Below are 26,488 nucleotides of genomic sequence, written 5' to 3' on the forward strand. Positions count from 1 at the left end.
TCGTTACTTCAGCGTTTTACGCACCTCAGCCACCTGATCTTTACTCACGGCTGGCGCGCTGTTGCTCCAGCCCTGACGAATAAAGGTCGCCAGCTGCGCCACTTCATCATCACTCAGCCGTCCGGCAAAGCCAGGCATCGCCAGTTTTGACGGGGCCTTAGCGACAGAGGGTTGCTGCGCGCCCGCCAGGATCGTATGGATCAGACCGGTGGGGTCGCTGGCGTTGACGATCGTCGCCTGATCCAGCTCCGGGAAGACGCCCGGTGCGCCTTTACCGGTCACGAAGTGACAGGCACCGCAGTTATCCAGATAGAGACGCTCACCTTCGCTGAGGTTTTTCGCCGCGGTAAGTTTTGCTTCCGTTGCCTGCTGCGCCTGCACGTTATAGGCCTGCAGGGGCGGATTGCCGCCCAGAAACTTCAGGTAAGCGGCGATGGCGTTGAGATCGGCATCGGTCATGTGCGAACTGCTGTGCTCAATCACAGAGGTCATCTCGCCGCCCACCGCCGCCTTATCGTTACGCCCGGTCTGCAGGTAATCCACGATCTCCTGCTGGCTCCAGTGCGGCAGGCCACGCAGCGACGGCACTGCCCAGTGGTTCAGGCTGCCACCTGCCAGGAATTGTTCGTCACCGCTGTCGAGGGCTTTTTCGTTCATGCCCAGGCCGCGCGGCGTATGGCAGCTGCCGCAGTGACCCAGGCTCTCCACGATATAGGCACCGCGGTTAACCTCGGCTGATGCGCCACCGATTGGCCGGAACGGCTTATCGGACGCGAACGCCCAGTTCCAGAAACGCATGCCCCAGCGCTGGCTGAACGGGAAGCTCAGATCCGTTTCCGGTGGCTGTTCTGCGCTCGGCTGCACGCCTTTCATAAAGTAGACGTAGAGCGCGTGGATATCGGCATCGCTGATTCTGGCGTAATCGGGATAAGGCATCGCCGGATAGAGACGGGAGCCGTCCGGCAGGATGCCTTTACGCACCGCGTCAGCAAACTGCTGCTCGCTGTAGTTACCGATGCCGTGTTGCTTATCGGGCGTGATATTGGTGGAGAAGATGGTGCCGATGTTCGAGGTAATCGCCAGTCCGCCCGCATAGTCAGGCTTGCCCGGCAGCGAGTGGCACGCCATGCAGTCACCGAGGCGGGAGAGGTATTCACCCTGCTTAATCAGTTGTGCTTCATCTTCGGCGTGAACCGGCAGCGCAGAGAGGCTGCCCAGCAGCAGCGCGCTGCTGGCGATAAAAGAGTTAAGTTTCAGCTTATTCATGCGCTTATGCCTGTACCAGTGGGCCGGGATTTTTCAGGTAGTGATCTTTAATCGCCTGTGCGGCCATCAGGGTAATCGCACCGATGGTGTCGGTCGGGTTCGCCTGGAAGTTCTGCGGGAAGGCGTTGCCGCCCGGCACAAAGACGTTATGCACATCCCAGCTCTGCAGGTATTTGTTCAGCGCCGAGGTTTTCGGGTTATCGCCCATCACCGCCCCGCCCACGTTGTGGGTCGAGACATATTTGGTGATATCGAAATCCGCGCCCATCGGCAGGAAGCTCATGCTCATGCTGTCGGGGTTCAGCTCTTTAGCGATATTGCCGACGATCCCTTTCAGATGCTGCTGCAGCCTCAGCTCATTCTCTTTCCAGTTGAAGGTCATACGCAGCAGCGGCAGCCCGCGGTGATCGTTGTAGTTCGGATCGAGATCCAGATAGATATCGCGGTAGGACTGACAGGTGGTGGTAATGCTGATCTTCATCGAATGACCGTACCACTCCTCCAGGCCCTCCTTGTAGCCCATGCCCCAGGAGGGCGTGCCTTTTGGCAGCGCGGTGCTGATGGGCGTGCCGGTCGCCTGTGAACTGTGGATCTTCGCGCCGCCCAGGAAGCCCAGCCCGGGGCCATCGAAGTTGCCTGGCGAGATATCGTTAAACATCTGCCCGGTCGCGCCTGCGGTGGCGTAGGGGTTAAAGTTTTTATCTTTGAAGAACAGGGTCGCGCCGCCGTTCGACAGGAAGGCGTAGTTACGGCCGACCACGCCCTCTTCGGTTATCGGGTTGTACGGCTTGCCGATGCCGGAGAGCAGCATCAGCCTTACGTTGTAGAGCTGGAAGCTGCTTAGCACTACGATTTTCGCCGGCTGGAAGCACTCATTGCCCTGCGCATCGATGTAGATCACCCCTTTGGCGGTTTTCTTATCATCGTTCAGCACCACCTTAATCACTTCCGCGTTCACTTCATAAGAGAAGTTCGGCATGCGCTTCAGCGCGTCCATCACCGCCGTCTGCGGCGACGCTTTGGAGTAGTTCAGGCAGGGATATTTACTGCAGTAGCCGCAGTAGTTGCAGGGGGCGATCTGGTTGCCGTAGGGGTTTTTCCACGCCCGCGACACACAGGCCGACGGGTTCGGGAACGGGTGGTAACCGAGTTTTTGCGCCGCCTCTTTGAACATCACATTGTTCAGCGTGTCTTCCAGCGCGGGCAGCGGATAAGGTTCAGAACGTGGCCCTTCAAACGGATCGCCGCCCGGCAGGATTTTGCCGCGCAGATTGCCGGTGTTGCCCGACTGGCCGCAGATCAGCTCGAATTTGTAGTAGTACGGCTCGATCTCTTCCCAGCTGAAGGGGAAGTCCATCACCCGCATATCTTCCTGCAGAATGCCGGGCTTGTACGCCTCGTCGACATAGGTTTTGAGTTTGATATCGGTCGGAGTGGGACGGATCAGTACCGCCGTCCAGTGCATGCCTGCGCCGCCGACGCCGGTGCCCGGCGCAAATGCACCCCATTTACGGGTAGGCAGTGCGGTCTGGCTGCTGTTGTAGCGCACGGTGACCGCCACTTCTGCCGGGGTGGCGAACACTTTGTTGCGCACCGCATAGGCATATTCATCTGCCGGTTTCGGATAGGCGAACTCGTCATAATCGCGATCGCCGCCGCGCTCCAGGGCGCGCACCTCCAGTCCTGCCAGCGCCAGCTCAATACTCATCAGTGAGCCTGCCCAGCCGAGGCCGCAGACCACGACGTCGACTTCTTTTTTAGTAACCTGTGCCATGATAATCCTGTTTACCTGATGTGGAAGCGCCTCAGGCGCGTTCACCTTTGATGCTGACCGGGCCGAGCGGATAAGGCACGTTGTGCTGTTTGACCCACTCGGTGAAGCTGGCACGCGCGCCGGGGAAGCCGATGGCGATCCAGGCTTTCATCCCTTTATTGCCGCCATACATCGGGTCGGCCAGATAGCCATGTTTGGTATCGGAAAGCAGCTGGCTGAAGAAATGTGACGGTCTGAGATCGGCTTCGCCCAGCGCGGCAAAGTCGATCTGGTTTTTATTCACCTGCGTCAGCACCGCATCCTTCTCCTCCAGCGTCAGCGCAGCAAACGCTTTCTGATGGGTGTCATGGCACCACTGATTGAGCAGCTTTATGCCGGTCTGGTAGATCTGCTGGGGACGGAACGGGATCTGATAGCCCAGCGTCGCGGGAGCCTGGGTATTGAAAGGCCCCTGCAGATAGATCTCACTGCCGAAGGCTTCGCTGTGCAGCTGCTGATCGATAAAGATCGGCACATTGGTTTCCAGCGCGCCCGGCGCTTTGCCTTTGCCGCCTGCCGGGATCAGACGATCGGTGGCCGCCAGGATGAACTGCCACTCGTCGGCACTGAAAAAGATCGGCCTGTAATCGGCTAACTCGGGGGCCGCCATCTCTGCCGCCTGTGCCGCCGTGATGCCCTTTAACACCAGCTCACTTAATGGCAGCGCCAGCAGTGAACCGAGCAAAAATTTACGCCTGGTGGTGGGTTTTTCTAAAAGCATATCCGCACGACTCTCATCTGCTGAATACCCCTCTTAATCGCTGATGACGCTGAAAGGCGATGCGCAGAGGGGTATTCCCCGCCGGTATTCACGCACACGGCACAGACGACGGCAGAACGGTTAAGGGCGGGTAGAATTATCTATCGGTGACAAAGAAAATATATCGGTTAAAGACCTGACAATCTTAGGGATATAAATGTGTCTGAATGTAAATTTAAAATTTACGCGCTGTCACAGCAGAAAAAGGTTATCAGACGGCACCCATTCAGCGGGCAGAAAAAAGCATAACCGGAAGGGGTAATTCCGGGAAAAAACGATAAAAATCGGTTAATTAGCCATTACCCGGCAGCTATGTGGCGGGATATTTTCCTACTGTCATTATCACGCTAATTGATCGATAAAAGAATTACGCTTCCCTGCTCGCTGTCTTTTCAGCACGCCACGCTTTAAACAGGCCGCTTTTTTCAGGTGGTCAGTTACAGATAACGGGCTTTTGCTTCGGTGAGCAGGAATAATATTTCCGGTTCGAAAAGAGTCTTAAAAAAATAATCACCATCCGCCATTATATTCTCCTTCCTGTCCGCCTGAATCTGACGCGACTATTTGTGCAAAGCTCAGAACAAACCGGCATTTTGAGATTATCGGACGCCCGCTAGAGTAGAGCCATTACCGACTCAGGATAACCCTCTCTATGCGAAAAACGCTTTTGTCCCTGTTAACGGCGCTGACTCTGGTTCATTCCGCACACGCCGCCACCCCCGCCGATACACTGGTGGTGGCCGTTCCGCTGGATGGCATCATCAGTTTTGACCCGGCGGAAAGTTTTGAAGCTATCAGTAACAGCAGCCTGCGTAATATTTACCAGCTTCTACTGGAGCCGGATCATCACAATCCGCAGCAGCTTTCGCCGCTGGCCGCGACCCGCTGGCAGGCGGGCAAAACGCCGCACAGTCTGGTGTTTGATCTTAATCCCCAGGCCCGCTTCGCCAGCGGTAATCCGCTGACCGCTCAGGATGTGGTGTTCTCCTTAACCCGCGCGGTGAAGCTGAATAAAGCACCCTCTTTTATTCTGGGCGAGTTTGGCTGGACGCCAGAAAATATCGACCAACAGTTCACGGTGATCAGCGACCACCAGCTTGAGCTGCGCTGGCCGGCGGAGATTGGCCGCGACCTGGCGCTGCGCCTGCTGACCGCGCCGGTCGCCTCGATTGTTGACAGCAGGCTGGTCCGGCAGCACGCCAGTAACAACGACTACGGCAACGGCTGGCTGAAGGTGCACTCGGCAGGCAGCGCCGCCTACGCCATCAGGCAGTTTGTGCCGCTGCAGGCGCTGGTTCTGGAGGCCAATCCTTACAGCACCCAAAAACCGCATCTGAAGCGCGTTCTGCTGAAAGGGGTGGCCGATCCGGGCAGCCGCCGGCTGCTGATCCAGCAGGGAGATGTGGATGTCGCCTATCAGCTCGGCCCGGACCAGATCGCCGCGCTGAAGAACACGGCGGGGGTGCGTGTCGAGGCCTTCCCGTCGAGCCTGGTTTACTACCTCGGCTTTAACACCCAAAGTCCGCAACAACCGGCGCTGGGCAATCCGGCGCTGTGGCAGGCAGCGCGCTGGCTGGTGGACTATGAGAGCCTGGCGAACCAGCTGCTGAAAGGTCAGTACCGTATTCACCAGAGCTTCCTGCCGGACGGGTTTGACGGCACCCTGAATACCACACCGTTCCACTACGATTTGAAAAAGGCACAGGAAATACTGCAGAAAGGCGGCATTAAACCGGGCACGCATATCGCGCTGACGGTGGTCAACCAGCCCCCTTACATCGATGTGGCGCAGGCGCTGCAGGCGAGCTTTGCCAAAGCCGAGGTGCAACTCGATCTTCAGCCGGTGGCGGAATCGGAGCTGTGGAGCAAAATGCGCAGTCGTGACTTCCAGGCGATCTTCTCCTACTGGGGCGCGGACTACATCGATCCCAACACCAACGCCAGCGCCTTTGCTTATAACGTGCCCGGCGGCGGCAAAACCCTGGCCTGGCGCGTCGGCTGGACCATCCCTGAACTCAGCGCGCAGACCCGCGCCGCCGCCGGAGAGAGTGACGCCGCAAAACGTCGCAGCCTTTACACGGCCCTGCAGACCCGCGTCCAGCAGGATTCGCCGTTTGTTCTGCTGCTGCAGGGCGCAACTCAGGTCGCCGTGCGCAGCAACCTGAAGAGCCTGCAGCAGGGTATCGGCGTCAGCCTGCTCAATTTTGAAGAGGTGCAGAAGTAGAAAACCCGGCAGGGGTGCAGCCTGCCTGAAATGACACCAGTAAAAGCGAGGCCGTTGCAGGACAGCGCAACGGCCCCGCTTTTGACGAATTGTTCTCCTCTTCCCTGCCCTTCGCTTGCTATCCTTCAGGCATAACCCGTTGCCCGAGAGAGGAAAATCATGACATCTCCGCTACTGATTGCCCGGACGCCTGACGTCGAACTCCATCTGTTACCGCAAATGGCGAACCGCCACGGCTTAATCACCGGCGCAACCGGCACCGGTAAAACCGTCACGCTGCAGAAGCTGGCCGAATCCTTCTCCGCCAGCGGCGTGCCGGTCTTTATGGCCGACGTGAAAGGCGATTTAACCGGCGTGGCGATGGCCGGTCAGTCCGGCGAAAAGCTTCAGGAGAGACTGGCGAAGATCGGCGTCACCGACTGGCAACCGCAGAGCAATCCGGTGGTGCTGTGGGATATCTTTGGTGAGAAAGGCCATCCGGTGCGGGCAACCGTCTCCGATCTCGGCCCGCTGCTGCTGGCGCGCCTGCTGAACCTTAATGAGGTGCAGAGCGGCGTTCTGCAGATTATCTTCCGCATCGCCGATGATCAGGGCCTGCTGCTGCTGGACTTCAAAGATCTGCGCGCCATGACCCAGTACATCGGTGACAACGCGAAGAGCTTCCAGACCCAGTATGGCAATATCAACAGCGCCTCGATCGGCGCGATTCAGCGCGGTCTGCTGACGCTGGAGCAACAGGGTGCAGAGCACTTCTTTGGCGAACCGATGCTGGATATCGCCGACTGGATGCGCGTCGACAGCAGCGGTAAAGGCGTCATTAACATCCTCTCTGCTGAAAAGCTCTACCAGATGCCGAAACTCTATGCCACCAGCCTGCTGTGGCTGCTGTCAGAGCTGTATGAGCGTCTGCCGGAAGCGGGCGATCTGGATAAGCCTAAGCTGGTCTTCTTCTTTGATGAGGCGCACCTGCTGTTTACCGACGCGCCGCCGGTGCTGCTGGAGAAGATCGAACAGGTGATGCGCCTGATCCGCTCCAAAGGGGTCGGCGTCTGGTTTGTGACCCAGAACCCGGCGGATATCCCGGATCGGGTGCTGGGCCAGCTTGGCAACCGCGTACAGCACGCCCTGCGCGCCTTCACCCCCAAAGATCAGAAGGCGGTGAAAACCGCCGCAGAGACGCTGCGCGCCAATCCGGCTTTTGACAGCGCAGAGGCCATTCAGGCACTCGGCACCGGCGAAGCACTCATCTCCTTCCTGGATGCCAAAGGCAGTCCGTCGGTCGTCGAGCGCGCCATGGTGATTGCGCCTGGTTCACGCATGGGGCCGGTGACAGGCGATGAGCGCAACGGTCTGATCAACCATTCGCCGCTGTATGGCAAATATGACACGGACATCCATCGGGAATCGGCTTATGAACGGCTGCAACAGGGCGTGCAGGCCGCCAGTGACAAGGCCAATGCGCCTGCAGCCAAAGGCAACGCGGTAGCGGTCGATGACGGGATTCTGGGGGGATTAAAAGAGATCCTGTTTGGCAGCACCGGTCCGCGCGGCGGCAAGCGGGATGGTGTGGTGCAGACCATGGCGAAGAGCGCCGGGCGTCAGATTACTCACCAGATCATTCGCGGCGTGCTGGGCAGCCTGTTTGGCGGTCGTCGCCGCTAAAGGTGGGTGGCAGCCGGGCTGCCACCTTAACGCTACTGATGTTTCCAGTGGGTGGAGACCGGGTTGGTGACACTGTTCTTTTCCTGCGTGTAGGTACCGTTCTGCTGGGCAATCGCTTCGCCGGTATTGACAATCGCGTTCTGGATAAACACGTTCTGCTTATCGCCGCGCACAAAGGTCAGCTGATGGAAGGCGGTCTTGTTACCCCAGTCGCTGGAGGGCAGCGAGATAAAGCGCACCGTGAAGGTCTCATCATCGAAACTGCCCTGCATCACGTAGACGCCGTAATGGTTTTCACCCTGCGAGATGATTTTATAGGTGCCGTTGTCGTAGTAATAAATTTCGGCATCGGGAAAGGGTTTTTTGTCGTACATTTTACGGTAATGCAGGACCTGCTTAATGGTGGGCTTGCCGAAGCTGACGGTCAGATTTTTTCCATCGGCAGAGGTGGTCAGCCCTTCTGCATGCGCGCCGATACCACTCATTAACATCAACAGACTGGCGGTTGCCGTTGCGATTGCTTTCACGTGAATTCTCCTGGTCTGGTTCCATGGATAGGGTGTGTCAACGTAAGGAGACTGCCTCCGGAATGTACACCGCCGTAACTGTTTATCAGAGTGGTAATTTTTAAGGTGATTAGTTTTTAGGAACAGTCTGGTCAGCGCCTCGCCCGCCCGGTTAAGACCGCATTAATCCGTGCCAGACTTAACTGCACTTTTCGACCGGGAGAGGAGAACGTTGACCTGTTAAGCAGGCAAACTGCTAAGATCAGGATATGGATAAACAACGCGAACTCAAACGGACCAAACGCCTGGCGCTCTCGCTGCTGCTGCTGGCCGCTCTCACCTTTATCGTCACACTGTTTCTGCCGCCCAGCTTTTACGTCAGCGGCATCAAAGCCATAGCGGAAGCCGCGATGGTCGGCGCACTGGCCGACTGGTTTGCGGTGGTGGCGCTGTTTCGCCGCGTGCCGGTGCCGTTTATTGCCCGTCATACGGCCATTATTCCGCGCAACAAAGATCGCATCGGTGAGAATCTGGGGCGCTTTGTGCAGGAGAAGTTTCTGGATACCGATTCGCTGCTGAATCTGATCCGCCGCTACGATCCCTCTACCCTGCTGGCGCAGTGGCTCAATGCGCCAGGTAACGCCGACCGCGTGGGCCGCCATCTGCTGCAGGTGATGCGCGGCTTCCTGGATCTGACCGATGACACCCGCATCCAGACCTTTATGCGTCGTGCGGTGCATCGCGCTATCGACAAAGTCGATCTCAGCCAGACCAGTGCCCTGGTGCTGGAGAGCCTGACAAAGAACAATCGTCACCAGGCGCTGCTGGACGCGGCAATCGATCAGCTGCTGAAGCTGCTGCACAAACCCACCACCCGGGAATTTATCGCTAACCAGCTGGTGCGCTGGCTGAAGCGCGAGCATCCCATCAAGGCGAAAATGCTGCCGACCGAGTGGCTGGGCGAGCACAGCGCAGAACTGGTGGCGAACGCGGTGGATTCCCTGCTGGATGATGTGGCGCTGGATCAAGGCCATGAGCTGCGGCTGGGCTTTAACCGGGCGGTTGAGAAGCTCATCGTGAAGCTGCAGAGCGACCCGGAAATGGCGGCCCGCGCCGACGAGATCAAAGGCTGGCTGAAAGAGGATGCCTCCTTTAACCGCTATATCGGCGAGCTCTGGAATGATATGCGCAGCTGGCTCAAGGCAGATTTCAGCAGCGAAGAGTCGCGCGTGCAGGCGAAAATAGGCGATGCGGCACGCTGGCTGGGCGAAACCCTGGCCGCCGACCCGGCGCTGCGCGACTCAATGAATCAGCACCTGGAGCAGGCCGCCCGCAGCGTCGCGCCGGAGTTTGCCCGCTTCCTGACGCGCCATATCAGCGACACGGTGAAAAGCTGGGATGCACGGGATATGTCGCAGCAGATAGAGCTGAACATCGGTAAGGATCTGCAGTTTATCCGCATCAACGGGACGCTGGTGGGCGGCACCATCGGGCTGATCCTCTACCTGCTGTCGCAGCTTCCCGCCGTGCTGCCGGTGGTGAAAGGCTGGCTGGGCTGACGTACCCAAAAAACCTCGCCTCCCTGCGGGATTTTTTGTTCTCTGCGTCAGGCAATAAAGGGCGGTTATGGCTGCTCCAGCGCAGGCTGCGCGACCGCCATAAACGCTTTTACCCTCTCCCGATCCACATCGTTCCACCAGACGCCATCGACTTTGAGCGCACTGGCCACGATCACGGCCTGCGTGCGCGCCAGAATCTGGCAGACGTTGGCGGGCGTCACGCCCGATCCCACCAGCAGCGGTAAGGTGGTGGCAGCGCGGATCTCGTCGATTTCCTCCAGCGTGGCGCTGTCGCCGGTGCGTTGTCCGGTGGCGATAACCGCATCCGCTTCGAAGAAGTCGACATCGCGGGTCAGTTCCCGAATAGAGCGATCGGCCACTATCGCGTGGCTGCCGTGTTTAACATGGCTGTCGGCGAATACCCGGATATGTTCGGCCCGCAGCTGGCTACGGTAGCGCAGCGCTTTCGCGGCAGCCCCTTCAATAAAGCCTTCGTTGGCGATATAAGCATTCGCCCACTGATTGACGCGGATAAAATCCGCCCCGCCCGCCAGCGCGGTGGCAAAGGCAGGCAGCGCGGCATTCGCCAGCACGTTAATGCCCAGCGGCACGCCGAAACGCTCCCGCACTTTTTCCGTAATCACCGCCATCAGCGCCGGCGTTTCCGGGCCAATATCCTCAGGTTTTGAAAATGGAATATCGCCATGATTTTCCACAATCAGGCCGTGAACCCCGCCAGCAATATAATTTTCCGCATCGCGTAATGCGCGATCAATTATCGCGCTGACAGGTTTGCCCCGATATTTTGGTGAGCCCGGGAAGGGGTCACAATGAATGACGCCAATAACCGCTTTAGGGCGTGAAAATATCGCTTGTATTGCATCAATTTTTTCTGCTGATATAGCAACCATCGCTTCTTTATCCTGTTCGGGAAAACACTATGCGTGTTTATGTGGCTGGAAATATTACTGTCGATGAAACCTGGTCTGTTACCGACATTCCGGCTAAGGGCGCCTCTGTTCACGGTTATCAGCGATCGCAGGATATCGGCGGAAAAGGCGCGAATCAGGCGATAGTGTTATCCCGTTGCGGCATTGAAACCTGTTTAATTGCCGCGACCGGTCACGACAGCAAAGGAAAATGGATCCGTCAGCAGCTCATGAACGAGCCCGTGACGTTACTGCCCACGCAGCCCATGACCGCGTTGAGCGACACCTCGCTTATTCTGCACAGCGCCGACGGCGATAACGCCATTATTACCAGTACATCGGCGGCAGATGCGCTGGATATCAATACGCTTAGCCACCATCTGGCCAGCGCGCGTCCCGGCGATCTGCTGGTGCAGCAGGGCAATTTCTCGCCCGAAAAAACCCATGCGCTGTTCAGCCTGGCCAAATCCTGCGGCCTGATAACCGTATTTAACCCCTCACCCGTGCACGCCGCTTTTGCCTCATGCTGGTCGCTGGTCGATATCGCCGTGGTCAATCAGCACGAAGCGCAGCAGCTGCAGCCCCGCGCAGTGAAAACGTTAGTGACCACACTGGGCAGTGCGGGCGCCTGGCTGACGCAGGGCGACCAGCGAACGTTTTGTCCGGCGCAACCCGTTAATGCCACAGATACCACCGGCGCAGGCGATACCTTTCTTGCCGTGATGCTGGCTTCCGCGATCCTGCGCGGGGGGGAAATCGATGCCTTAGCACTGACGCATGCCAGTCAGGCTGCGGCGCTCACTGTCAGCCGTCATGGGACACGTCAGGCCTTCCCCACCGCAGAGGAACTCGCCGCGCTGCTCCAGTCAGGCGGCGAGCCAGCGGTTATTTAAACATTGCGCGATAACTGTCCACGTTGGCTTTGGTCACCACCGTGGCCGGAACCAGAATGGTTTTCGACACGGTTTTGCCTGCGGTAATCGCGTTCAGGGCTTTTACCGCCTCTTCACCCATCTTTTTCGGGGCTTGTTGCAGGACAGCCGTGACATAACCGCCATCAATCCCGCTGATGGCTTTGGACGTCAGATCCCAGCCAAAGACTTTGATCTCTTTCTGGCGGCCCTGGTTTTCCACCGCCGCAATTGCGCCCAGCAGTGCCGGCTCGCCGGTCGCGTAGATAGCGGTTAAATCCGGGTTACCGGTGATCAGGTTTTCTGCCGCCGTCATCGCCGTATCCTGCACGTTCTGACCATCAACCACATCCGCGACGGTGATGCCCGGATTGCTTTTGATGGTTTCTTCAAACCCTTTCTGACGCTGGTTCTGTACGGCCGAATTCAGCGCACCCACAATGCCCAGTCGCGCTTTGCCGCCCATATTTTTCGCCACGTAGTCGACAAAATAGTGACCAATAATTTTGCCGCCTTCCAGGTTATCCACGCCCACCTGTGCCGCCTGTGGGCCCGCCGGTAATACCGCATCAATCGCAATAACCGGTATTCTGGCGGCGGCCGCTTCTTTAATGGCTGGCATAATGCCGTTGACGTCAATCGCGTCCACCATAATGCCCTTCACACCCTGCTGAATATAGGTTTCAATGGCGTCGTTTTGAGACACTGGATTATCGTTGGCGTTAAAGATCACTAAATTTTTACCGCTGGCTTTCGCTGCTTCCTGGGCGCCATTATTCATCTGATTAAAAAACAGGGCCTGCTGATTGATCTGAACCAGCGCATAAGTGGGCGCGGCTTTTGCCAGTGAAAATAATGAACCCGCAGACAGTAAGCCGGTTGCCAGCGCAACAGCACGCAGTTTTCTGGTGTTAAATGCCATCATCTTAAAATTCCTCGTCGGGAATGAGCGATAACCAGTCGATCTCCGCATTAAAATGCAGAGGGAATAGTGTTGGCGGGCAAATATCGTCTGAATGGCTGCTTCAGCCAGAACCTGAATAATCGACTTTCTGCACACCGTCCATTATGGTGCACGTGTGAAAGGAATTAATCGGGTTTGGGAGTGACTCCCGGGTCGTGCGGTAAACTGCCTTTAACATTCGCTTCTGGCTAAATTTTGTCAAGCGATTATTTTATCGTCAGCGGGCATGGAAAAACTGTCTCCGCTGCGCGCAACTGTGTTACTGATAGCCGATTCCGGGCAAGATGGCAGGTGATATGAGTAAAAAACGGGTGCTGTTATCGGATGTGGCAGCGCTGGCCGGGCTCTCTAAAGCGACCGTATCCCGCTATATGAATCAAAGCATTATGCTGCCGCAGGAGACGATTGATCGCATTGAAGCGGCGATTCGTCAGCTGGATTATCGCGGTAACAGCCTGGCGCGTCGCCTGAGTAAGGGCGGCAGCGAAACCCTGGGGCTGGTGCTGCCCGATATTACCAATCCCTTCTTTGCCGAACTGGCAGATGCCGCTGAAGAAGCCGCCTCTGCCCATGGCTACAGCCTGGTACTCTGTATTACCCGCAACCATCCGGACAAAGAGAGTCAGTTTATTCGCTGGCTGGATACCTGCCAGGTGGATGGCCTGCTGTTTACCACCAACCATCCTGATAACGGTCTGTTACGCAAAGAGATTAACCGCCACCAGCGCATCGTGCTGCTGGATGAGGACATCCCTGGCAGCGTCGTGCCTAAGGTGTTTGCCGACAACGTTCAGGGTGGACGGATGGCTACCGAAAATCTGATTGCTGCGGGTCATCGGGATATCGCCTTTGTCGGCGGCCCGGCGGAGCTGATGAGTGTACGCGAACGCTACCAGGGGTTCTGCACCGCAATGGAGCAGGCTGGCCTGCGTGTCCCGCCCGAATGGGTGATGTACGGCGAATACCAGCGTGAGTTCGGTAAACAGGCGCTGGAACAGCTGTTCAGCCGCGCAGAGCGCCCCACCGCCGTCTTTGCCGCCAGCGATTTTCTGGTACTGGGATTGATGGATGGCCTGCGCGCGCGTGGGCTCAGTGCGCCCGACGCGCTGTCACTGGTGGGCTTTGATGACGCCACCTATGCTGACTTCACCCAGCCGCGTATATCCACCATCCGCCAGCCCGCACGTGAACTGGGCCGCACGGCCGTAGAGATCATGTTGCGTATCCTGAATGATGACCTCCCCGTCCCCGCCGAAACCCGCCTGCAGGTTGAATGGGTGGCGCGCGACTCGATACGGATCCGTTAACCACGATCCAGAATGGCGCAAAAGCGCACAATAGTGGCGCAAAAAGTGAGCGCCTTAATTTTGCCGTTTTCTGTTCAGTAAACCGGTTTACCTGAAGTCAAACCGCAAATGTGCTGTATTACAGTGAGTTAGACCATAAGTGCCACGCCGGGTCACAGACTGGCACGGAAGCTGCACTGTCTCACCCGGCAAACAAATATCGTGTAGCGTGTTGTTCTGTGTGTTGTGACAAAGGGTTTATCCTGTAGGTAAACCGGTTTACAAGGGCGTAAACCGTGCCGGATAGCCCCTTTTTACATGCAGAGTAACGGTCCCGTTAGTGGTGATGGGAGTAATCATATGCAGCAGGCACACACTGCCCTGACACGGGTAGAGATGGTGAATATTACCAAGACCTATGGCGCAATCCGGTCTCTGCAGGGCGTCAACCTGCAACTGGCTCCGGGTGAAGTGCTGGGTCTGGTGGGCGACAACGGCGCGGGAAAATCCACGCTGACCAAGGTGCTGTCAGGTGCGGTCGTCCCGACCAGCGGCACGATTCGTATTGATGGTGAAGAGCAGCATTTCTCTAACCCGGCGGATTCGCGCCGCTGCCATATTGAGATGGTGTATCAGGACCTGTCGCTGTGCGACACCGTCGATGTGGCAGGCAACCTGTTTATGGGACGTGAACCGATGAAGTCCATTTTCGGCATCCCGTTTCTGGACGAAGAAAAAATGCACACTGACGCGCGGGAAATGCTGAAAGGCCTGGGAATTTCTATCCCGGATACCCGGCTGCTGGTGCGCAACTTATCCGGCGGGCAGCGCCAGGCGATTGCCATTGCACGCGCTGCCGCCTTCGATCCCAAGGTACTGATTATGGATGAACCCACCGCCGCGCTGGCCGTCGCCGAAGTGGAGGCGGTGCTGGAGCTGATCCGCCGGGTGTCGGCACGGGGCGTGAGCGTCATCCTGATCACCCATCGCTTACAGGATCTTTTCCTGGTGTGCGATCGCATCATGGTGATGTACGAGGGCACCAATGTGGCGGAGCGCCGCGTGGCCGAAACGGATCTGACCGAGATCGTCAATCTGATCGTGGGTGAGAAGTTTGTCGCCCGCTCGGCCGCTGCGCACTGAGCGAGGTAACAGGATGACTATTATGAATCTGAGCAGTTCCCGTATGACACAGCACTCGCTGCCGCGTCGTCTGCTGCACAACCACTCTGGCGTGGTGAGCATCGCGCTGTTTTTCGTGTTCTGCTGCGTGGTCTTTTCCCTGATCACCGGCAACTTCCTCAGCAGTGCTAACTGGCTGAATATCATTCGCCAGAGCGCGCCGCTGCTGATCGTCGCCACAGCGATGACGCTGGTGATCACCACGGGCGGGATCGATCTTTCCGTAGGATCGACGCTGGCGCTGGTCGGCGCCCTTTCCGCTATCGCGCTGAATAACTGGGGCCTGCCCTGGCCAGTGGTGTTGCTGGGCGGCTTGCTGCTGGGCGCGCTGGTGGGGGCCATTAACGGCTTCTTTATCGCTTACGAAGGCATTCCGGCCTTTATCGTCACGCTGGCGACGCTGGCGGTGGTGCGCGGCGTGGCGCTGCTGATTACCCAGGGCTACTCCATTCCCATCCCTGCCGACAGCCCGTTCGCTTTAATGGGCCGCGCCTGGGTACTGGGCGTGCCAATGCCCGCGCTGATAGGCATCGTGGCGCTGATCGTTGGCCATATCGCGCTGAATCATATGCGTTTTGGTCGCTATGTCACGGCGATTGGCGCGAATGCGGAAGGCGCGCGCCGGAGCGGCATTAACACTAAAGCCGTGACCATGAAGGTCTACATCCTCAGCGGTATGGCGGCGGCGCTGGCGGGCATGATCATCACCGCGCGTCTGGGCAGCGGCTCCTCTAACCAGGGCGAAGGTTTCGAGTTGCAGGTGATCGCGGCGGTGGTGCTGGGCAGTACCAGCCTGTTTGGCGGCTTCGGGACCGTTATCGGCACGCTGCTCGGCGCGCTGTCGATTGCCATCATCCAGAACGGCCTGATTCTGTCGCATATCTCCCCGTTTTACACGCAGATCGCCACCGGTACGATTATTCTGCTGGCCATCTGGCTCAACACCCGCATTCTCAACCCGACGCGATCGGCGGCGAAAGGATAGCTGATGAAACACTCTATTTTTCGTCATCCCGATCCGCTGCCGCTGGGCAGCAACAGCGGCTATGTGATGACCGTCCTTGGCCCGCTGCCGGTGAGTGAGATGGGCGTGACGCTGATGCATGAGCACATTCTGCTGGATGCCTCCGGCAAGTGGGTACCGCCCTGCTGCTGTGGCGAGCGTCACCTGGCGGAAATGCCGGTCAGCATCGAAAACCTGGGCGAGCTGTCGCTTAATCCGCTGATCAGCCGCGATAACTGTCAGCTGTTTGATGTGGATCTGGCGATTGAAGAGCTGATGAAGTTCCGGGCACTGGGCGGCGAGACGGTGGTGGATCCCACCAATATCGGCATTGGTCGTGACCCGAAAGCGCTGCAGCGCATCGCGCGCCTGACCGGGCTGAACATCATCATGAGCACCGGGCTGTATCTGGAGCCCTCACATCCCGACTGGGTCAAAACGATCAGCATCGACGCGCTCGCTGACAGGCTGATTTATGACCTGGGCGGCAGAGAGGAGAAACCCGAGGTGCTGGCTGGCCTGATCGGCGAAATCGGTGTGTCCAGCCGCTTTACCCCTGACGAGGAGAAATCCCTGCGGGCGGCGGGCCGCGCCAGTGCCGCGACACGCGTGCCGGTTGAGGTGCATCTGCCCGGCTGGGAGCGCTTAGGCCATCGGGTGCTGGATATCCTGGAAGAAGAAGGCGCTGACCTGCATCATGTGGTGCTGTGCCACATGAACCCCAGCTTTGCCGATAAGCGCTACCAGCGCGATCTGGCACAGCGCGGCGCCTTTCTGGAATATGACATGATCGGCATGAGCTATTACTACGCCGATGAGACCGCGCAGTCACCGTCCGATGAGGAGAATGCCCGCGCCATTCGCGAGCTGATCGATGACGGCTTTATCGAACAGATTTTGCTGTCGCAGGACGTATTCCTGAAAACCATGCTGACCCGCTACGGCGGTCACGGCTATGGCTACATCCTTAAACATTTTGTCCCGCGCCTGAAACGCCACGGCGTCAGCGGCGAACAACTTGAAACCTTACTGATTGCTAACCCACAGCGCGTTTTTGGTGGGTAAGGGAGAACCTGAATGCAGAAGAAAATTTTACTGGTCGGCGAGTCCTGGACCAGCACGTCTGTTCACGTCAAAGGCTTCGATCAGTTTGCCACCGCCACCTGGCATAATGGCGCGACCGACTTTATGGCGGCGCTGGCCGACAGCGATTATGCCATCACCTACATGCCCGCCCATGCTGCCGCCACCGACTTTCCTTTAACCCCGGACGGGCTTCAGCAGTGGGATGCGATCATTCTGTCCGACATCGGCGCCAATACGTTGCTGCTGCACCCGGATACCTGGCTGAAGAGCCAGCGCACGGCAAATCGCCTGACGCTGATCCACGACTATGTGGCGGCGGGCGGCGCGTTGATGATGATTGGCGGCTACTTCAGTTTTCAGGGTATCAATGGCGGCGCGCGCTATCGCAACACGGTGGTCGAGAAAGTCCTGCCGGTGCGCTGCCTGGCCTGGGATGACCGCATCGAAACGCCCGAAGGCGTTTATCCCTGCGTGACCGAATCTCACGCGCTGTTCGCCGGTATGCCAGACGACTGGCCATGGCTACTGGGCTATAACGAAGTGGAGATGCACCCGGAAGGTAAACTGCTGGCGACCATCGCCGGCACGTCACATCCGCTGCTGGCGGTGCGCGAGTATCAGCAGGGTCGCTCACTGGTCTGGACCAGCGATATGTCTGCGCACTGGCTGCCGCAGGAATTTGCTCAGTGGCCGGGTTACCGCCAGCTGTGGATCAACTGCCTGGACTGGTTAACGGTGCGCGGATGATGAGCCAGAGCCAGACGCTGGCGCAGCAGCTGTTGCGCTTTGACACCATTAATCCCCCGGGCAACGAAGCGGCCTGCATGCACTTTCTGGCAGAGTGGCTGGCGGAACGGGGCTTTGAGGTCACCCTGTCCCCCTTCGGTGAAAATCGCCTGAACCTGATTGCCCGTCTCCCTGGCCGTCAGCCCGGCCCGCAGCTGGCATTTACCGGCCATCTGGATACGGTCCCGCTCGGCAATGCTGACTGGCAGTTCGATCCGTTTGGTCAAATCGTGGGTGACCGGCTTTACGGACGCGGTTCGAGTGACATGAAGGCCGCTGTCGCGGCTTTTGCTGTGGCCTGCGTGACGCATCAGCAGGCGATTCAGCAGGGTTCCGGCGTCGTGCTGATGATCACCGGCGGGGAGGAGACGGGCTGTGACGGCGCGCGGGCGCTGATTGCTGCCGCTGACCTGCCCGATGTCGGCGCATTGATTGTCGGCGAGCCCACCGCCAACTATCCGGTTATCGGCCACAAAGGCGCACTCTGGCTACGCTGTGAAACGCGCGGGAAAACGGCCCATGGCGCGATGCCGGAACTGGGCATTAATGCCATTTATCTGGCGGCGGAGGCTCTGGGCAGGATCCAGCACTTCTCGCCTGGCGCGCCACATCCGCTGATGAAGCAGCCGACCGTTAACGTCGGACGCATTTCAGGCGGCCTGAACATTAACTCTGTGCCCGATCGCACCCAATTTGATGTGGATATCCGCAGCGCACCCAATCTGCAGCACGCCACCATTCGACAGCAACTGACAACCTTACTGGGAGAGAGCGTAACGGTGACGACGCTGGTGGATCTGCCGGCCGTGCTGAGCGAAGAGAATCAGGCCTGGATTCATTCCGTTTATCAGCATTGTCAGGCGTTACATGACGCTCCGCTGACGCCGCGCATTGTGCCCTATTTTACTGATGCGTCACTGTTGTTGCCCGCACTGGGTACGCCGCCCTGCATTATCCTTGGTCCCGGCGAGCCATCCATGGCACACCAGACCGATGAATATTGCCTGCTGAGCCGGTTAGCGGAAGCGGAGCTGTTGTATGGTGCGTTGATTAACGACTGGATGAAATCATAGAGGGGTGCCTCAGACGGCCGGGCGAATAAAGGGGCGCACGGCGCCCGCCATAAAAAAGGCCGCCCTGAGAGGCGGCCTTTTTTCATTCACGGTGCTTAGCGCCGCTTAATCAGCATAAACATACTGATCGCAAAGAACGCGAAGCTTGGCAGGATCGCCCCCAGCACCGGCGGCAGTCCGTAAACCAGACTCAGCGGGCCGAAAATCTGATCCAGCACGTAGAACAGGAAGCCGAAGCTGATACCGGTCACGACGCGTACCCCCATCGACACGCTGCGCAGCGGACCGAAAATAAACGACAGCGCCATCAGCATCATCACCGCCACCGACAGCGGCTGGAAAATCTTGCTCCACATATTCAGCCGGTAACGTCCTGACTCCTGGCCGCTCTGCTTCAGATACTTACTGTAGTTATACAGACCGCGAATCGATAACGCATCCGGGTCGAGCGCCACCACGCCCAGCTTGTCAGGCGTCAGATTGGTTTTCCACTCGCCGCTCAGACTCTGTGAGCCGGTAATCTGCTTCGGATCGGTCAGGTTCGACTCATCGACCTGCGACAGTATCCAGCGCTTTTTGTCTTTATCCCAGGTCGCCGTCGCCGCATAACGCACGCTCTGTAAACGGCGCTGATCGGTAAAGTTATAGATGCTGACGCCGTCAATCTCATTGTCGCCTTTAATGCGCTCAATAAAGATGAAGTTGTTGCCATCCTTCGCCCACAGACCATTCTGCGTCGACACCAGTGCGCCGCCGTAAAGCTGCTGCGCCCGGTAGTTACGCGCCATCTGCTCGCCTGACGGCGCCACAAATTCCCCGATCGCCATGGTCAGCAGCACCAGCGGAATCGCCGTTTTCATCACCGACAGCGCCACCTGCATGCGGGTAAAGCCCGCCGCCTGCATCACCACCAGCTCACTGCGCTGCGCCAGCGCGCCCAGTCCCAGCAGAGCACCCAGCAGGGCCGCCATCGGGAAGAAAATCTCAATATCTTTGGGCACGCTCAGCAGGGTGTAATAGCCGGCGCTCAGCGCGCTGTAGCTCCCCTGCCCGGTCTTACGCAGCTGATCGACGAACTTGATGATGCCGGAAAGCGACACCAGCATGAACAGCGTCAGCATTATCGTATTGAAAATCGTTTTACCGATATAACGGTCAAGAACGCGAAACATCAGACTGACCCTCCGCGTGTAAAGCGGGCGCGAACCCGACGCATCGGCACCGTATCCCACAGGTTAAGCACTATCGCCAGCAGCAGATAGCTGATATTCACCACCCACATCCACACACCCGGATCGAGGCGGCCTTTTGCTCCGCTCGACTTCAGCGAACTCTGCAGCAGGAAGAAGATCAGATAGAGCAGCATCGCGGGCAGCATCGACAGCACGCGTCCCTGACGGGGGTTCACCACGCTGAGCGGCACCACCATCAGCGCCATCACCAGCACCGCGAACACCAGCGTCAGACGCCAGTGCAGCTCAGCCTTAAACTCAGGCGTGTTGTTGCTGAACAGGCCGGTAAAGCTCGACTGCTCTGCATCATTCGGATCGAGCGTCGCCGCCTTATAGCCCACAATCGCCTGATAGTTGGTGAAGTCGGTAATGCGGAAGTCACGCAGCAGGGCCGTGCCCTCAAAGCGGGTGCCCTTATCCAGCGTCACCACCTGCGAACCATCTTTACGCTGCTCCATGTGGCCGCTGTCGGCCAGCACTACTGACGGACGCGCATTGCCTTTAGGCCGCAGCTGCGCCAGGAAAACGTTGCCAAACTGGTTGCCCTTTACATCCTCGACAAACAGCACGGCGCTGCCGTCGCTGGAGGTCTGGAACTGGCCAGCGGCCATCGCCGCGGCTCCCGGGTTCGCTTTGGCATTCTGCGTTACCTCATCCTGATAGCGGGATGACCAGGGGCCGAGCCAGATAACGTTTACCGCCGCCACCAGCGAGGTAAAGAGCATCAATACCATCGCCGCTTTAACCAGCACGGCCTTACTCAGGCCGCAGGCGTGCATCACGGTAATTTCACTTTCCGTGTAAAGCCGTCCCAGCGTCATCAGGATCGCCAGAAACAGACTTAAGGGCAGTATAAGTTGTGCCATTTCAGGCACGCCGAGTCCTAACAGTGTCAGAACCAGGTTTGTCGGCACTTCGCCATCCACCGCGGCTCCCAGGATCCTGACTAACTTCTGGCAAAAGAAGATGAGTAGCAGGATAAACAGGATAGCCAGCTGGCTTTTGAGCGTTTCCCGAACCAGATATCTAATGATGATCACGCTTAGTACGCCTGTGAAAACTTGTCTTTTTGCAGGAAAATCGCTAGTTTCAACGCTTATCAGCCATTTTTCTTCATCAATGGCCGTCGTCGTAGCTAAAATTGTATGAAAAACGCGTCCGGGTGGTGAAAAAACAACATCTTGTCACCCTGATTCATTATGACCTCCAGCGGCAGAATGTCATGCTGCGACAATGAATAAATGGGTCATGAGCGCGCTACATTCTAGCGGCAGCAGCGGCCGTTGTCTTTAAGATTCAGGAGAGTGCATGGAGTTCAGTGTAAAAAGCGGAAGCCCGGAAAAACAACGCAGTGCCTGCATTGTCGTTGGCGTTTTCGAACCGCGTCGTCTGTCACCGATTGCCGAACAGCTGGATAAAATCAGTGACGGTTACATCAGTGCCCTGCTGCGCCGCGGCGAGCTGGAAGGAAAAGTGGGCCAGACACTGCTGCTGCATCATGTGCCAAATATCCTGTCTGAGCGTATTCTGCTGATTGGCTGCGGGAAAGAGCGTGAACTGGACGAACGCCAGTACAAGCAGGTCATTCAGAAAACCATTAATACGCTGAACGACACCGGCTCCATGGAAGCGGTCTGCTTCCTGACCGAGCTGCATGTCAAAGGTCGCAATACCTACTGGAAAGTGCGTCAGGCGGTGGAAACCTCAAAAGAGGCGCTCTACAACTTTGATCAGCTGAAGAGCAACAAAGCCGAGCCACGTCGTCCGCTGCGCAAGCTGGTGTTCAACGTGCCGACCCGTCGCGAGCTGACCAGCGGCGAGCGGGCGATCCAGCACGGGCTGGCGGTTGCCGCCGGTATGAAAGCGGCCAAAGATCTCGGCAACATGCCGCCTAACATCTGTAACGCCGCCTATCTGGCGTCACAGGCGCGCCAGCTGGCCGATGCCTTCAGCAAAAATGTGACTACCCGCGTGATCGGCGAACAGCAGATGAAAGAGCTGGGCATGAACGCCTATCTCGCCGTCGGCGCCGGCTCGCAGAATGAGTCGCTGATGTCGGTCATTGAATACAAAGGCAATCCGGACGCCGACGCGCGCCCGATTGTGCTGGTGGGTAAAGGGCTGACCTTTGACTCCGGCGGCATCTCCATCAAGCCGTCCGACAGCATGGATGAGATGAAGTATGACATGTGCGGCGCCGCCGCGGTCTATGGCGTCATGCGTATGGTGGCCGAGCTGAACCTGCCGCTGAACGTGGTCGGCGTGCTGGCGGGCTGTGAAAACATGCCGGATGGCCGTTCGATGCGTCCGGGTGACGTGCTGACCACCATGTCAGGCCAGACGGTCGAAGTGCTGAACACCGACGCCGAAGGCCGTCTGGTACTCTGTGATGCGCTGACTTACGTCGAGCGTTTCGACCCGGAAGTGGTGATCGACGTCGCGACGCTGACCGGTGCCTGCGTGATTGCGCTGGGCCATCACATCAGCGGCCTGCTGTCGAACCACAATCCGCTGGCGCATGAGCTGATCAGCGCGTCCGAGCAGTCCGGCGATCGCGCCTGGCGTCTGCCGATGGCGGATGAGTTCCAGGAGCAGCTGGAGTCCAACTTTGCCGATATGGGCAACATTGGAGGCCGTCCGGGCGGCGCGATCACCGCCGCCTGCTTCCTGGCGCGTTTCGCCCGCAAATATAACTGGGCGCACCTGGATATCGCCGGAACCGCCTGGCGCTCCGGCAAGGCCAAAGGCGCCACCGGTCGTCCGGTGCCGATGCTGTCACAGTTTCTGTTGAATCGGGCAGGATTGAACGGCGACGATTAAGCGCCCTCTTTTCTGACAGCAAGGGCGGATCTGATTCCGCCCTTGATCTTCTGATGAGCAAACCGATGAAAAACGCAACCTTCTACGTGCTGGAAACCGATGCCACCCAGGATGGCCTGAGCGCTGTTGAAGCGCTGGTGTGCAATCTGGCGGAAACACGCTGGCGGGCCGGAAAGCGGGTGCTGATTGCCTGCGAAGATGAACAGCAAGCCATTCGTCTCGACGAAGCGCTGTGGCAACGACCGGCCAATGCCTTCGTGCCGCACAACCTGGCGGGTGAAGGCCCGCGCTACGGGGCGCCGGTTGAGCTGGCCTGGCCACAGCGTCGCGGCAGTTCACCGCGCGACCTGCTGATAAGCCTGCTGCCCCACTTCGCAGATTTTGCTACTGCTTTCCATGAAGTGATAGACTTCGTTCCTTACGAAGACGCTCTCAAACAACTCGCGCGCGATCGCTACAAAGCGTATCGCAGCGTGGGTTTCCAATTGAATACGGCAGCGCCACCACAGCCGCAAACGACATAGCAGAAATGGAAAAGACATATAACCCGCAAGATATCGAGCAGCCGCTTTACGAGCACTGGGAAAAGCAGGGCTACTTCAAACCGAATGGCGACACCAGCCAGGAAAGCTTTTGCATCATGATCCCGCCGCCGAACGTCACCGGTAGCTTGCACATGGGTCACGCCTTCCAGCAAACCATCATGGACACCATGATCCGTTACCAGCGCATGCAGGGCAAAAACACCCTGTGGCAGGCGGGCACGGACCACGCGGGCATCGCCACGCAGATGGTGGTTGAGCGCAAGATTGCGGCTGAAGAGGGCAAAACGCGCCAGGATTATGGCCGCGATGCGTTCATCGAAAAAATCTGGGAGTGGAAAGCGGAATCCGGCGGCACCATTACCCGCCAGATGCGTCGTCTCGGTAACTCCGTTGACTGGGAGCGCGAGCGCTTCACGATGGACGAAGGCCTCTCCAACGCTGTTAAAGAGGTGTTTGTTCGCCTCTACAAAGAGAACCTGATCTACCGTGGCAAACGCCTGGTGAACTGGGACCCGAAACTGCGCACCGCAATCTCCGATCTGGAAGTGGAAAACCGCGAGAGCAAAGGCTCGATGTGGCATATCCGCTATCCGCTGGCGGATGGCGCTAAAACCGCCGACGGCAAAGATTACCTGGTCGTCGCCACCACCCGTCCGGAAACCCTGCTGGGCGACACCGGCGTGGCCGTGAACCCGGAAGATCCGCGCTATAAAGATCTGATCGGCAAATTCGTAATGCTGCCGCTGGTTGGCCGCCTGATCCCGATCGTCGGCGACGAACACGCGGACATGGAAAAAGGCACCGGCTGCGTCAAAATCACCCCGGCTCATGACTTCAACGACTACGAAGTCGGCCGTCGTCATCGCTTACCGATGATCAACATCCTGACCTTTGACGGCGATATCCGCGACCGCGCTCAGGTGTATGACACCAACGGCGAAGCCAGCGATGTCTGCTCCGACGACATCCCGGCCGCCTTCCAGGGCATGGAACGCTTTGCCGCGCGTAAAGCGATTGTCGCCGCGGTGGATGAACTGGGCCTGCTGGATGAGATCAAACCCCACGACCTGACCGTTCCTTACGGTGACCGTGGCGGCGTGGTGATTGAACCGATGCTTACTGACCAGTGGTATGTGCGTACCGCCCCGCTGGCGAAAGTGGCGGTTGAAGCCGTTGAGAACGGTGATATCCAGTTCGTGCCGAAGCAGTATGAAAACATGTACTTCTCCTGGATGCGCGATATTCAGGACTGGTGTATCTCCCGTCAGCTGTGGTGGGGTCACCGCATTCCGGCGTGGTATGACAACGACGGCAATGTCTACGTCGGCCGCACTGAAGACGAAGTGCGCGCGGAAAACAACCTGGCCGCCGATGTGGCGCTGCGTCAGGATGATGACGTGCTGGACACCTGGTTCTCCTCAGGCCTGTGGACCTTCTCTACCCTGGGCTGGCCGGAGAACACCGAAGCGCTGCGCACCTTCCATCCGACCAGCGTGCTGGTCAGCGGCTTCGACATTATCTTCTTCTGGATTGCCCGCATGATCATGCTGACCATGCACTTCATCAAAGATGAAAATGGCAAACCGCAGGTGCCGTTTAAAACCGTCTACATGACCGGTCTGATCCGTGATGAAGAGGGTCAGAAGATGTCAAAATCCAAGGGCAACGTGATTGACCCGCTGGATATGGTTGATGGCATCTCGCTGGAAGCGCTGCTGGAAAAACGTACCGGCAACATGATGCAGCCGCAGCTGGCCGAGAAGATCCGCAAACGTACCGAGAAGCAGTTCCCGAACGGCATCGAGCCATCAGGCACCGATGCGCTGCGCTTTACGCTGGCGGCACTGGCCTCAACCGGTCGCGACATCAACTGGGACATGAAGCGCCTGGAAGGGTATCGCAACTTCTGTAACAAGCTGTGGAACGCCAGCCGCTTTGTGCTGATGAACACCGAAGAGCAGGATTGCGGACAGAATGGCGGCGAGATGACGCTGTCGCTGGCGGATCGCTGGATCCTGACCGAGTTCAATCACACGGTGAAAGCCTACCGTGAAGCGCTGGATACCTATCGCTTCGATATCGCGGCGAACATCCTGTATGACTTCACCTGGAACCAGTTCTGTGACTGGTATCTGGAGCTGACCAAGCCGGTCATGAACAGTGGCAGTGAAGCGGAGCTGCGTGGCACCCGTCACACGCTGGTTCACGTACTGGAAGCGCTGCTGCGCCTGGCGCACCCCATCATTCCGTTTATCACGGAAACCATCTGGCAGCGCGTGAAAGGCCTGAAAAACATCAGCGATGACACCATCATGCTGCAGCCGTTCCCGCAGTTTGATGCCGCGAAGGAAGATGCGGAAGCGAAAGCTGATATCGAGTGGATGAAGCAGGCGATCGTTGCCGTGCGTAATATCCGTGCGGAGATGAACATTGCGCCGAGCAAGCCGCTGGATGTGCTGCTGCGTGACTGTTCACCGGCTGCCCAGCGCCGCGTTGAAGAGAACCGTAACTTCCTGTCACGCCTGGCGCGTCTGGAAAGCCTGACCATTCTGCCGTCAGGCGAGAAAGGTCCGGTCTCGGTCACTAAAATTGTGGAAGGCGCAGAGCTGCTGATCCCGATGGCGGATCTGGTCGACAAAACCGCTGAGCTGGAGCGTCTGGCAAAAGAGCTGGTTAAGCTGGATGTGGAAATCGAGAAGATCGAGACCAAGCTGGCGAACGAAGGCTTTGTTTCACGCGCGCCGGAAGCCGTGGTGGCGAAAGAGCGCGAGCGCGTGGCAGACCTGCAACAATCAAAAGCAAAACTGATTGAACAGCAGGCGGTCATTGCGGCATTGTAAGCGTCTTAGCTGACAGCTTATTCATAAAGCCGGGCTTGCCC

At 58.0% G+C, this 26,488-nt stretch carries 21 protein-coding genes; 13 read left to right on the forward strand and 8 right to left on the reverse strand.

Going from position 1 to position 26,488, the window contains the following annotated elements:
• Positions 1-3: 3 nt before the first annotated feature.
• Genes FJW00_RS05030 through FJW00_RS05040 form a run of 3 tightly spaced genes read right to left on the reverse strand, consistent with a single transcriptional unit; the run spans position 4 to position 3,800 of the window.
• Complete coding sequence (locus FJW00_RS05030) at positions 4-1,266, reverse strand: c-type cytochrome (RefSeq protein WP_140923199.1); 1,263 nt, start codon at positions 1,264-1,266, stop codon at positions 4-6.
• A 4-nt stretch (positions 1,267-1,270) separates the two neighbouring features.
• Positions 1,271-3,040, reverse strand: coding sequence for a GMC family oxidoreductase (locus tag FJW00_RS05035; RefSeq protein ID WP_058957598.1), 1,770 nt, complete (start codon positions 3,038-3,040; stop codon positions 1,271-1,273).
• A 31-nt stretch (positions 3,041-3,071) separates the two neighbouring features.
• On the reverse strand, positions 3,072-3,800 hold the full coding sequence (locus tag FJW00_RS05040; RefSeq protein ID WP_046101124.1) for a gluconate 2-dehydrogenase subunit 3 family protein: 729 nt from the start codon (positions 3,798-3,800) through the stop codon (positions 3,072-3,074).
• 691 nt (positions 3,801-4,491) lie between these two features.
• On the opposite strand from FJW00_RS05040, the gene FJW00_RS05045 reads away from it, so the two are divergent.
• Both FJW00_RS05045 and FJW00_RS05050 read left to right on the forward strand, forming a co-directional pair.
• Positions 4,492-6,063, forward strand: a complete 1,572-nt coding sequence (locus FJW00_RS05045; RefSeq protein WP_140923200.1) for an ABC transporter substrate-binding protein — start codon at positions 4,492-4,494, stop codon at positions 6,061-6,063.
• Between the two features lie 159 nt (positions 6,064-6,222).
• Positions 6,223-7,725, forward strand: coding sequence for a helicase HerA-like C-terminal domain-containing protein (locus FJW00_RS05050; RefSeq protein WP_140923201.1), 1,503 nt, complete (start codon positions 6,223-6,225; stop codon positions 7,723-7,725).
• Positions 7,726-7,757: 32 nt separating this feature from the next.
• Here FJW00_RS05050 and FJW00_RS05055 read toward each other — a convergent pair whose 3' ends face one another.
• Complete coding sequence (locus FJW00_RS05055) at positions 7,758-8,252, reverse strand: hypothetical protein (RefSeq protein WP_140923202.1); 495 nt, start codon at positions 8,250-8,252, stop codon at positions 7,758-7,760.
• 248 nt (positions 8,253-8,500) lie between these two features.
• On the opposite strand from FJW00_RS05055, the gene FJW00_RS05060 reads away from it, so the two are divergent.
• Positions 8,501-9,790 carry a DUF445 domain-containing protein gene (locus FJW00_RS05060; RefSeq protein ID WP_140923203.1) on the forward strand — a complete coding sequence of 430 codons (1,290 nt, stop codon included), beginning with the start codon at positions 8,501-8,503 and terminating at the stop codon, positions 9,788-9,790.
• Between the two features lie 65 nt (positions 9,791-9,855).
• Here FJW00_RS05060 and FJW00_RS05065 read toward each other — a convergent pair whose 3' ends face one another.
• Positions 9,856-10,701: a BtpA/SgcQ family protein gene (locus FJW00_RS05065; RefSeq protein WP_140923204.1), complete on the reverse strand. Its 846-nt coding sequence runs from the start codon at positions 10,699-10,701 to the stop codon at positions 9,856-9,858.
• 29 nt (positions 10,702-10,730) lie between these two features.
• Here FJW00_RS05065 and FJW00_RS05070 point away from each other — a divergent pair, with 29 nt between their 5' ends.
• Positions 10,731-11,612, forward strand: coding sequence for a ribokinase (locus FJW00_RS05070; RefSeq protein WP_140923205.1), 882 nt, complete (start codon positions 10,731-10,733; stop codon positions 11,610-11,612).
• On the opposite strand, the gene FJW00_RS05075 is transcribed toward FJW00_RS05070, so the two are convergent.
• On the reverse strand, positions 11,605-12,555 hold the full coding sequence (locus FJW00_RS05075; protein ID WP_140923206.1) for an ABC transporter substrate-binding protein: 951 nt from the start codon (positions 12,553-12,555) through the stop codon (positions 11,605-11,607). The genes FJW00_RS05070 and FJW00_RS05075 overlap by 8 nt on opposite strands.
• Positions 12,556-12,878: 323 nt before the next feature.
• On the opposite strand from FJW00_RS05075, the gene FJW00_RS05080 reads away from it, so the two are divergent.
• The 6 genes from FJW00_RS05080 to FJW00_RS05105 all read left to right on the forward strand — a co-directional run bounded on the left by FJW00_RS05080 (position 12,879) and on the right by FJW00_RS05105 (position 19,010).
• Positions 12,879-13,901 (forward strand): LacI family DNA-binding transcriptional regulator, encoded by a 1,023-nt coding sequence (locus FJW00_RS05080; RefSeq protein WP_111207644.1) that lies wholly within the window; start codon positions 12,879-12,881, stop codon positions 13,899-13,901.
• A gap of 375 nt (positions 13,902-14,276) precedes the next feature.
• The gene (locus tag FJW00_RS05085) at positions 14,277-15,023 is read left to right on the forward strand and encodes an ATP-binding cassette domain-containing protein (protein WP_167428931.1); all 747 of its coding nucleotides are present in this window, start codon (positions 14,277-14,279) and stop codon (positions 15,021-15,023) included.
• A 22-nt stretch (positions 15,024-15,045) separates the two neighbouring features.
• The gene (locus tag FJW00_RS05090; RefSeq protein ID WP_162484734.1) at positions 15,046-16,047 is read left to right on the forward strand and encodes an ABC transporter permease; all 1,002 of its coding nucleotides are present in this window, start codon (positions 15,046-15,048) and stop codon (positions 16,045-16,047) included.
• 3 nt (positions 16,048-16,050) lie between these two features.
• Entirely contained in the window at positions 16,051-17,130 is a 1,080-nt protein-coding gene (locus FJW00_RS05095) for a phosphotriesterase family protein (RefSeq protein ID WP_140923207.1), read from the forward strand.
• Positions 17,131-17,142: 12 nt separating this feature from the next.
• Positions 17,143-17,898, forward strand: a complete 756-nt coding sequence (locus tag FJW00_RS05100; protein WP_140923208.1) for a glutamine amidotransferase — start codon at positions 17,143-17,145, stop codon at positions 17,896-17,898.
• A complete protein-coding gene (locus FJW00_RS05105) occupies positions 17,898-19,010 on the forward strand; it encodes a M20 family metallopeptidase (protein ID WP_140923248.1) in 1,113 nt (370 codons plus the stop codon). Before FJW00_RS05100 ends, FJW00_RS05105 begins: the two co-directional genes overlap by 1 nt.
• Before the next feature lie 95 nt (positions 19,011-19,105).
• On the opposite strand, the gene lptG is transcribed toward FJW00_RS05105, so the two are convergent.
• The gene (gene lptG, locus FJW00_RS05110; RefSeq protein WP_009092354.1) at positions 19,106-20,182 is read right to left on the reverse strand and encodes an LPS export ABC transporter permease LptG; all 1,077 of its coding nucleotides are present in this window, start codon (positions 20,180-20,182) and stop codon (positions 19,106-19,108) included.
• On the reverse strand, positions 20,182-21,282 hold the full coding sequence (lptF, locus tag FJW00_RS05115) for an LPS export ABC transporter permease LptF (protein WP_058957610.1): 1,101 nt from the start codon (positions 21,280-21,282) through the stop codon (positions 20,182-20,184). Before lptF ends, lptG begins: the two co-directional genes overlap by 1 nt.
• Before the next feature lie 268 nt (positions 21,283-21,550).
• Between lptF and pepA the strand changes: the two genes are divergently transcribed.
• The 3 genes from pepA to FJW00_RS05130 all read left to right on the forward strand — a co-directional run bounded on the left by pepA (position 21,551) and on the right by FJW00_RS05130 (position 26,447).
• Positions 21,551-23,062 carry a leucyl aminopeptidase gene (pepA, locus tag FJW00_RS05120; protein ID WP_140923209.1) on the forward strand — a complete coding sequence of 504 codons (1,512 nt, stop codon included), beginning with the start codon at positions 21,551-21,553 and terminating at the stop codon, positions 23,060-23,062.
• 65 nt (positions 23,063-23,127) lie between these two features.
• A complete protein-coding gene (locus tag FJW00_RS05125; RefSeq protein ID WP_009092358.1) occupies positions 23,128-23,586 on the forward strand; it encodes a DNA polymerase III subunit chi in 459 nt (152 codons plus the stop codon).
• Positions 23,587-23,591: 5 nt separating this feature from the next.
• The gene (locus FJW00_RS05130; protein ID WP_140923210.1) at positions 23,592-26,447 is read left to right on the forward strand and encodes a valine--tRNA ligase; all 2,856 of its coding nucleotides are present in this window, start codon (positions 23,592-23,594) and stop codon (positions 26,445-26,447) included.
• Positions 26,448-26,488 lie beyond the last annotated feature (41 nt).

The organism is Pantoea anthophila, assembly GCF_006494375.1.
Lineage (GTDB): Bacteria > Pseudomonadota > Gammaproteobacteria > Enterobacterales > Enterobacteriaceae > Pantoea > Pantoea anthophila.

Coding starts and splice junctions, on each gene's coding strand:
- FJW00_RS05030 (WP_140923199.1), bottom strand. CDS start 1,266: ATGAATAAGCTGAAACTTAACTCTTTTATCGCCAGCAGCGCGCTGCTG.
- FJW00_RS05035 (WP_058957598.1), bottom strand. CDS start 3,040: ATGGCACAGGTTACTAAAAAAGAAGTCGACGTCGTGGTCTGCGGCCTC.
- FJW00_RS05040 (WP_046101124.1), bottom strand. CDS start 3,800: ATGCTTTTAGAAAAACCCACCACCAGGCGTAAATTTTTGCTCGGTTCA.
- FJW00_RS05045 (WP_140923200.1), top strand. CDS start 4,492: ATGCGAAAAACGCTTTTGTCCCTGTTAACGGCGCTGACTCTGGTTCAT.
- FJW00_RS05050 (WP_140923201.1), top strand. CDS start 6,223: ATGACATCTCCGCTACTGATTGCCCGGACGCCTGACGTCGAACTCCAT.
- FJW00_RS05060 (WP_140923203.1), top strand. CDS start 8,501: ATGGATAAACAACGCGAACTCAAACGGACCAAACGCCTGGCGCTCTCG.
- FJW00_RS05065 (WP_140923204.1), bottom strand. CDS start 10,701: ATGGTTGCTATATCAGCAGAAAAAATTGATGCAATACAAGCGATATTT.
- FJW00_RS05070 (WP_140923205.1), top strand. CDS start 10,731: ATGCGTGTTTATGTGGCTGGAAATATTACTGTCGATGAAACCTGGTCT.
- FJW00_RS05075 (WP_140923206.1), bottom strand. CDS start 12,555: ATGATGGCATTTAACACCAGAAAACTGCGTGCTGTTGCGCTGGCAACC.
- FJW00_RS05080 (WP_111207644.1), top strand. CDS start 12,879: ATGGCAGGTGATATGAGTAAAAAACGGGTGCTGTTATCGGATGTGGCA.
- FJW00_RS05085 (WP_167428931.1), top strand. CDS start 14,277: ATGGTGAATATTACCAAGACCTATGGCGCAATCCGGTCTCTGCAGGGC.
- FJW00_RS05090 (WP_162484734.1), top strand. CDS start 15,046: ATGAATCTGAGCAGTTCCCGTATGACACAGCACTCGCTGCCGCGTCGT.
- FJW00_RS05095 (WP_140923207.1), top strand. CDS start 16,051: ATGAAACACTCTATTTTTCGTCATCCCGATCCGCTGCCGCTGGGCAGC.
- FJW00_RS05100 (WP_140923208.1), top strand. CDS start 17,143: ATGCAGAAGAAAATTTTACTGGTCGGCGAGTCCTGGACCAGCACGTCT.
- FJW00_RS05105 (WP_140923248.1), top strand. CDS start 17,898: ATGAGCCAGAGCCAGACGCTGGCGCAGCAGCTGTTGCGCTTTGACACC.
- lptG (WP_009092354.1), bottom strand. CDS start 20,182: ATGTTTCGCGTTCTTGACCGTTATATCGGTAAAACGATTTTCAATACG.
- pepA (WP_140923209.1), top strand. CDS start 21,551: ATGGAGTTCAGTGTAAAAAGCGGAAGCCCGGAAAAACAACGCAGTGCC.
- FJW00_RS05125 (WP_009092358.1), top strand. CDS start 23,128: ATGAAAAACGCAACCTTCTACGTGCTGGAAACCGATGCCACCCAGGAT.
- FJW00_RS05130 (WP_140923210.1), top strand. CDS start 23,592: ATGGAAAAGACATATAACCCGCAAGATATCGAGCAGCCGCTTTACGAG.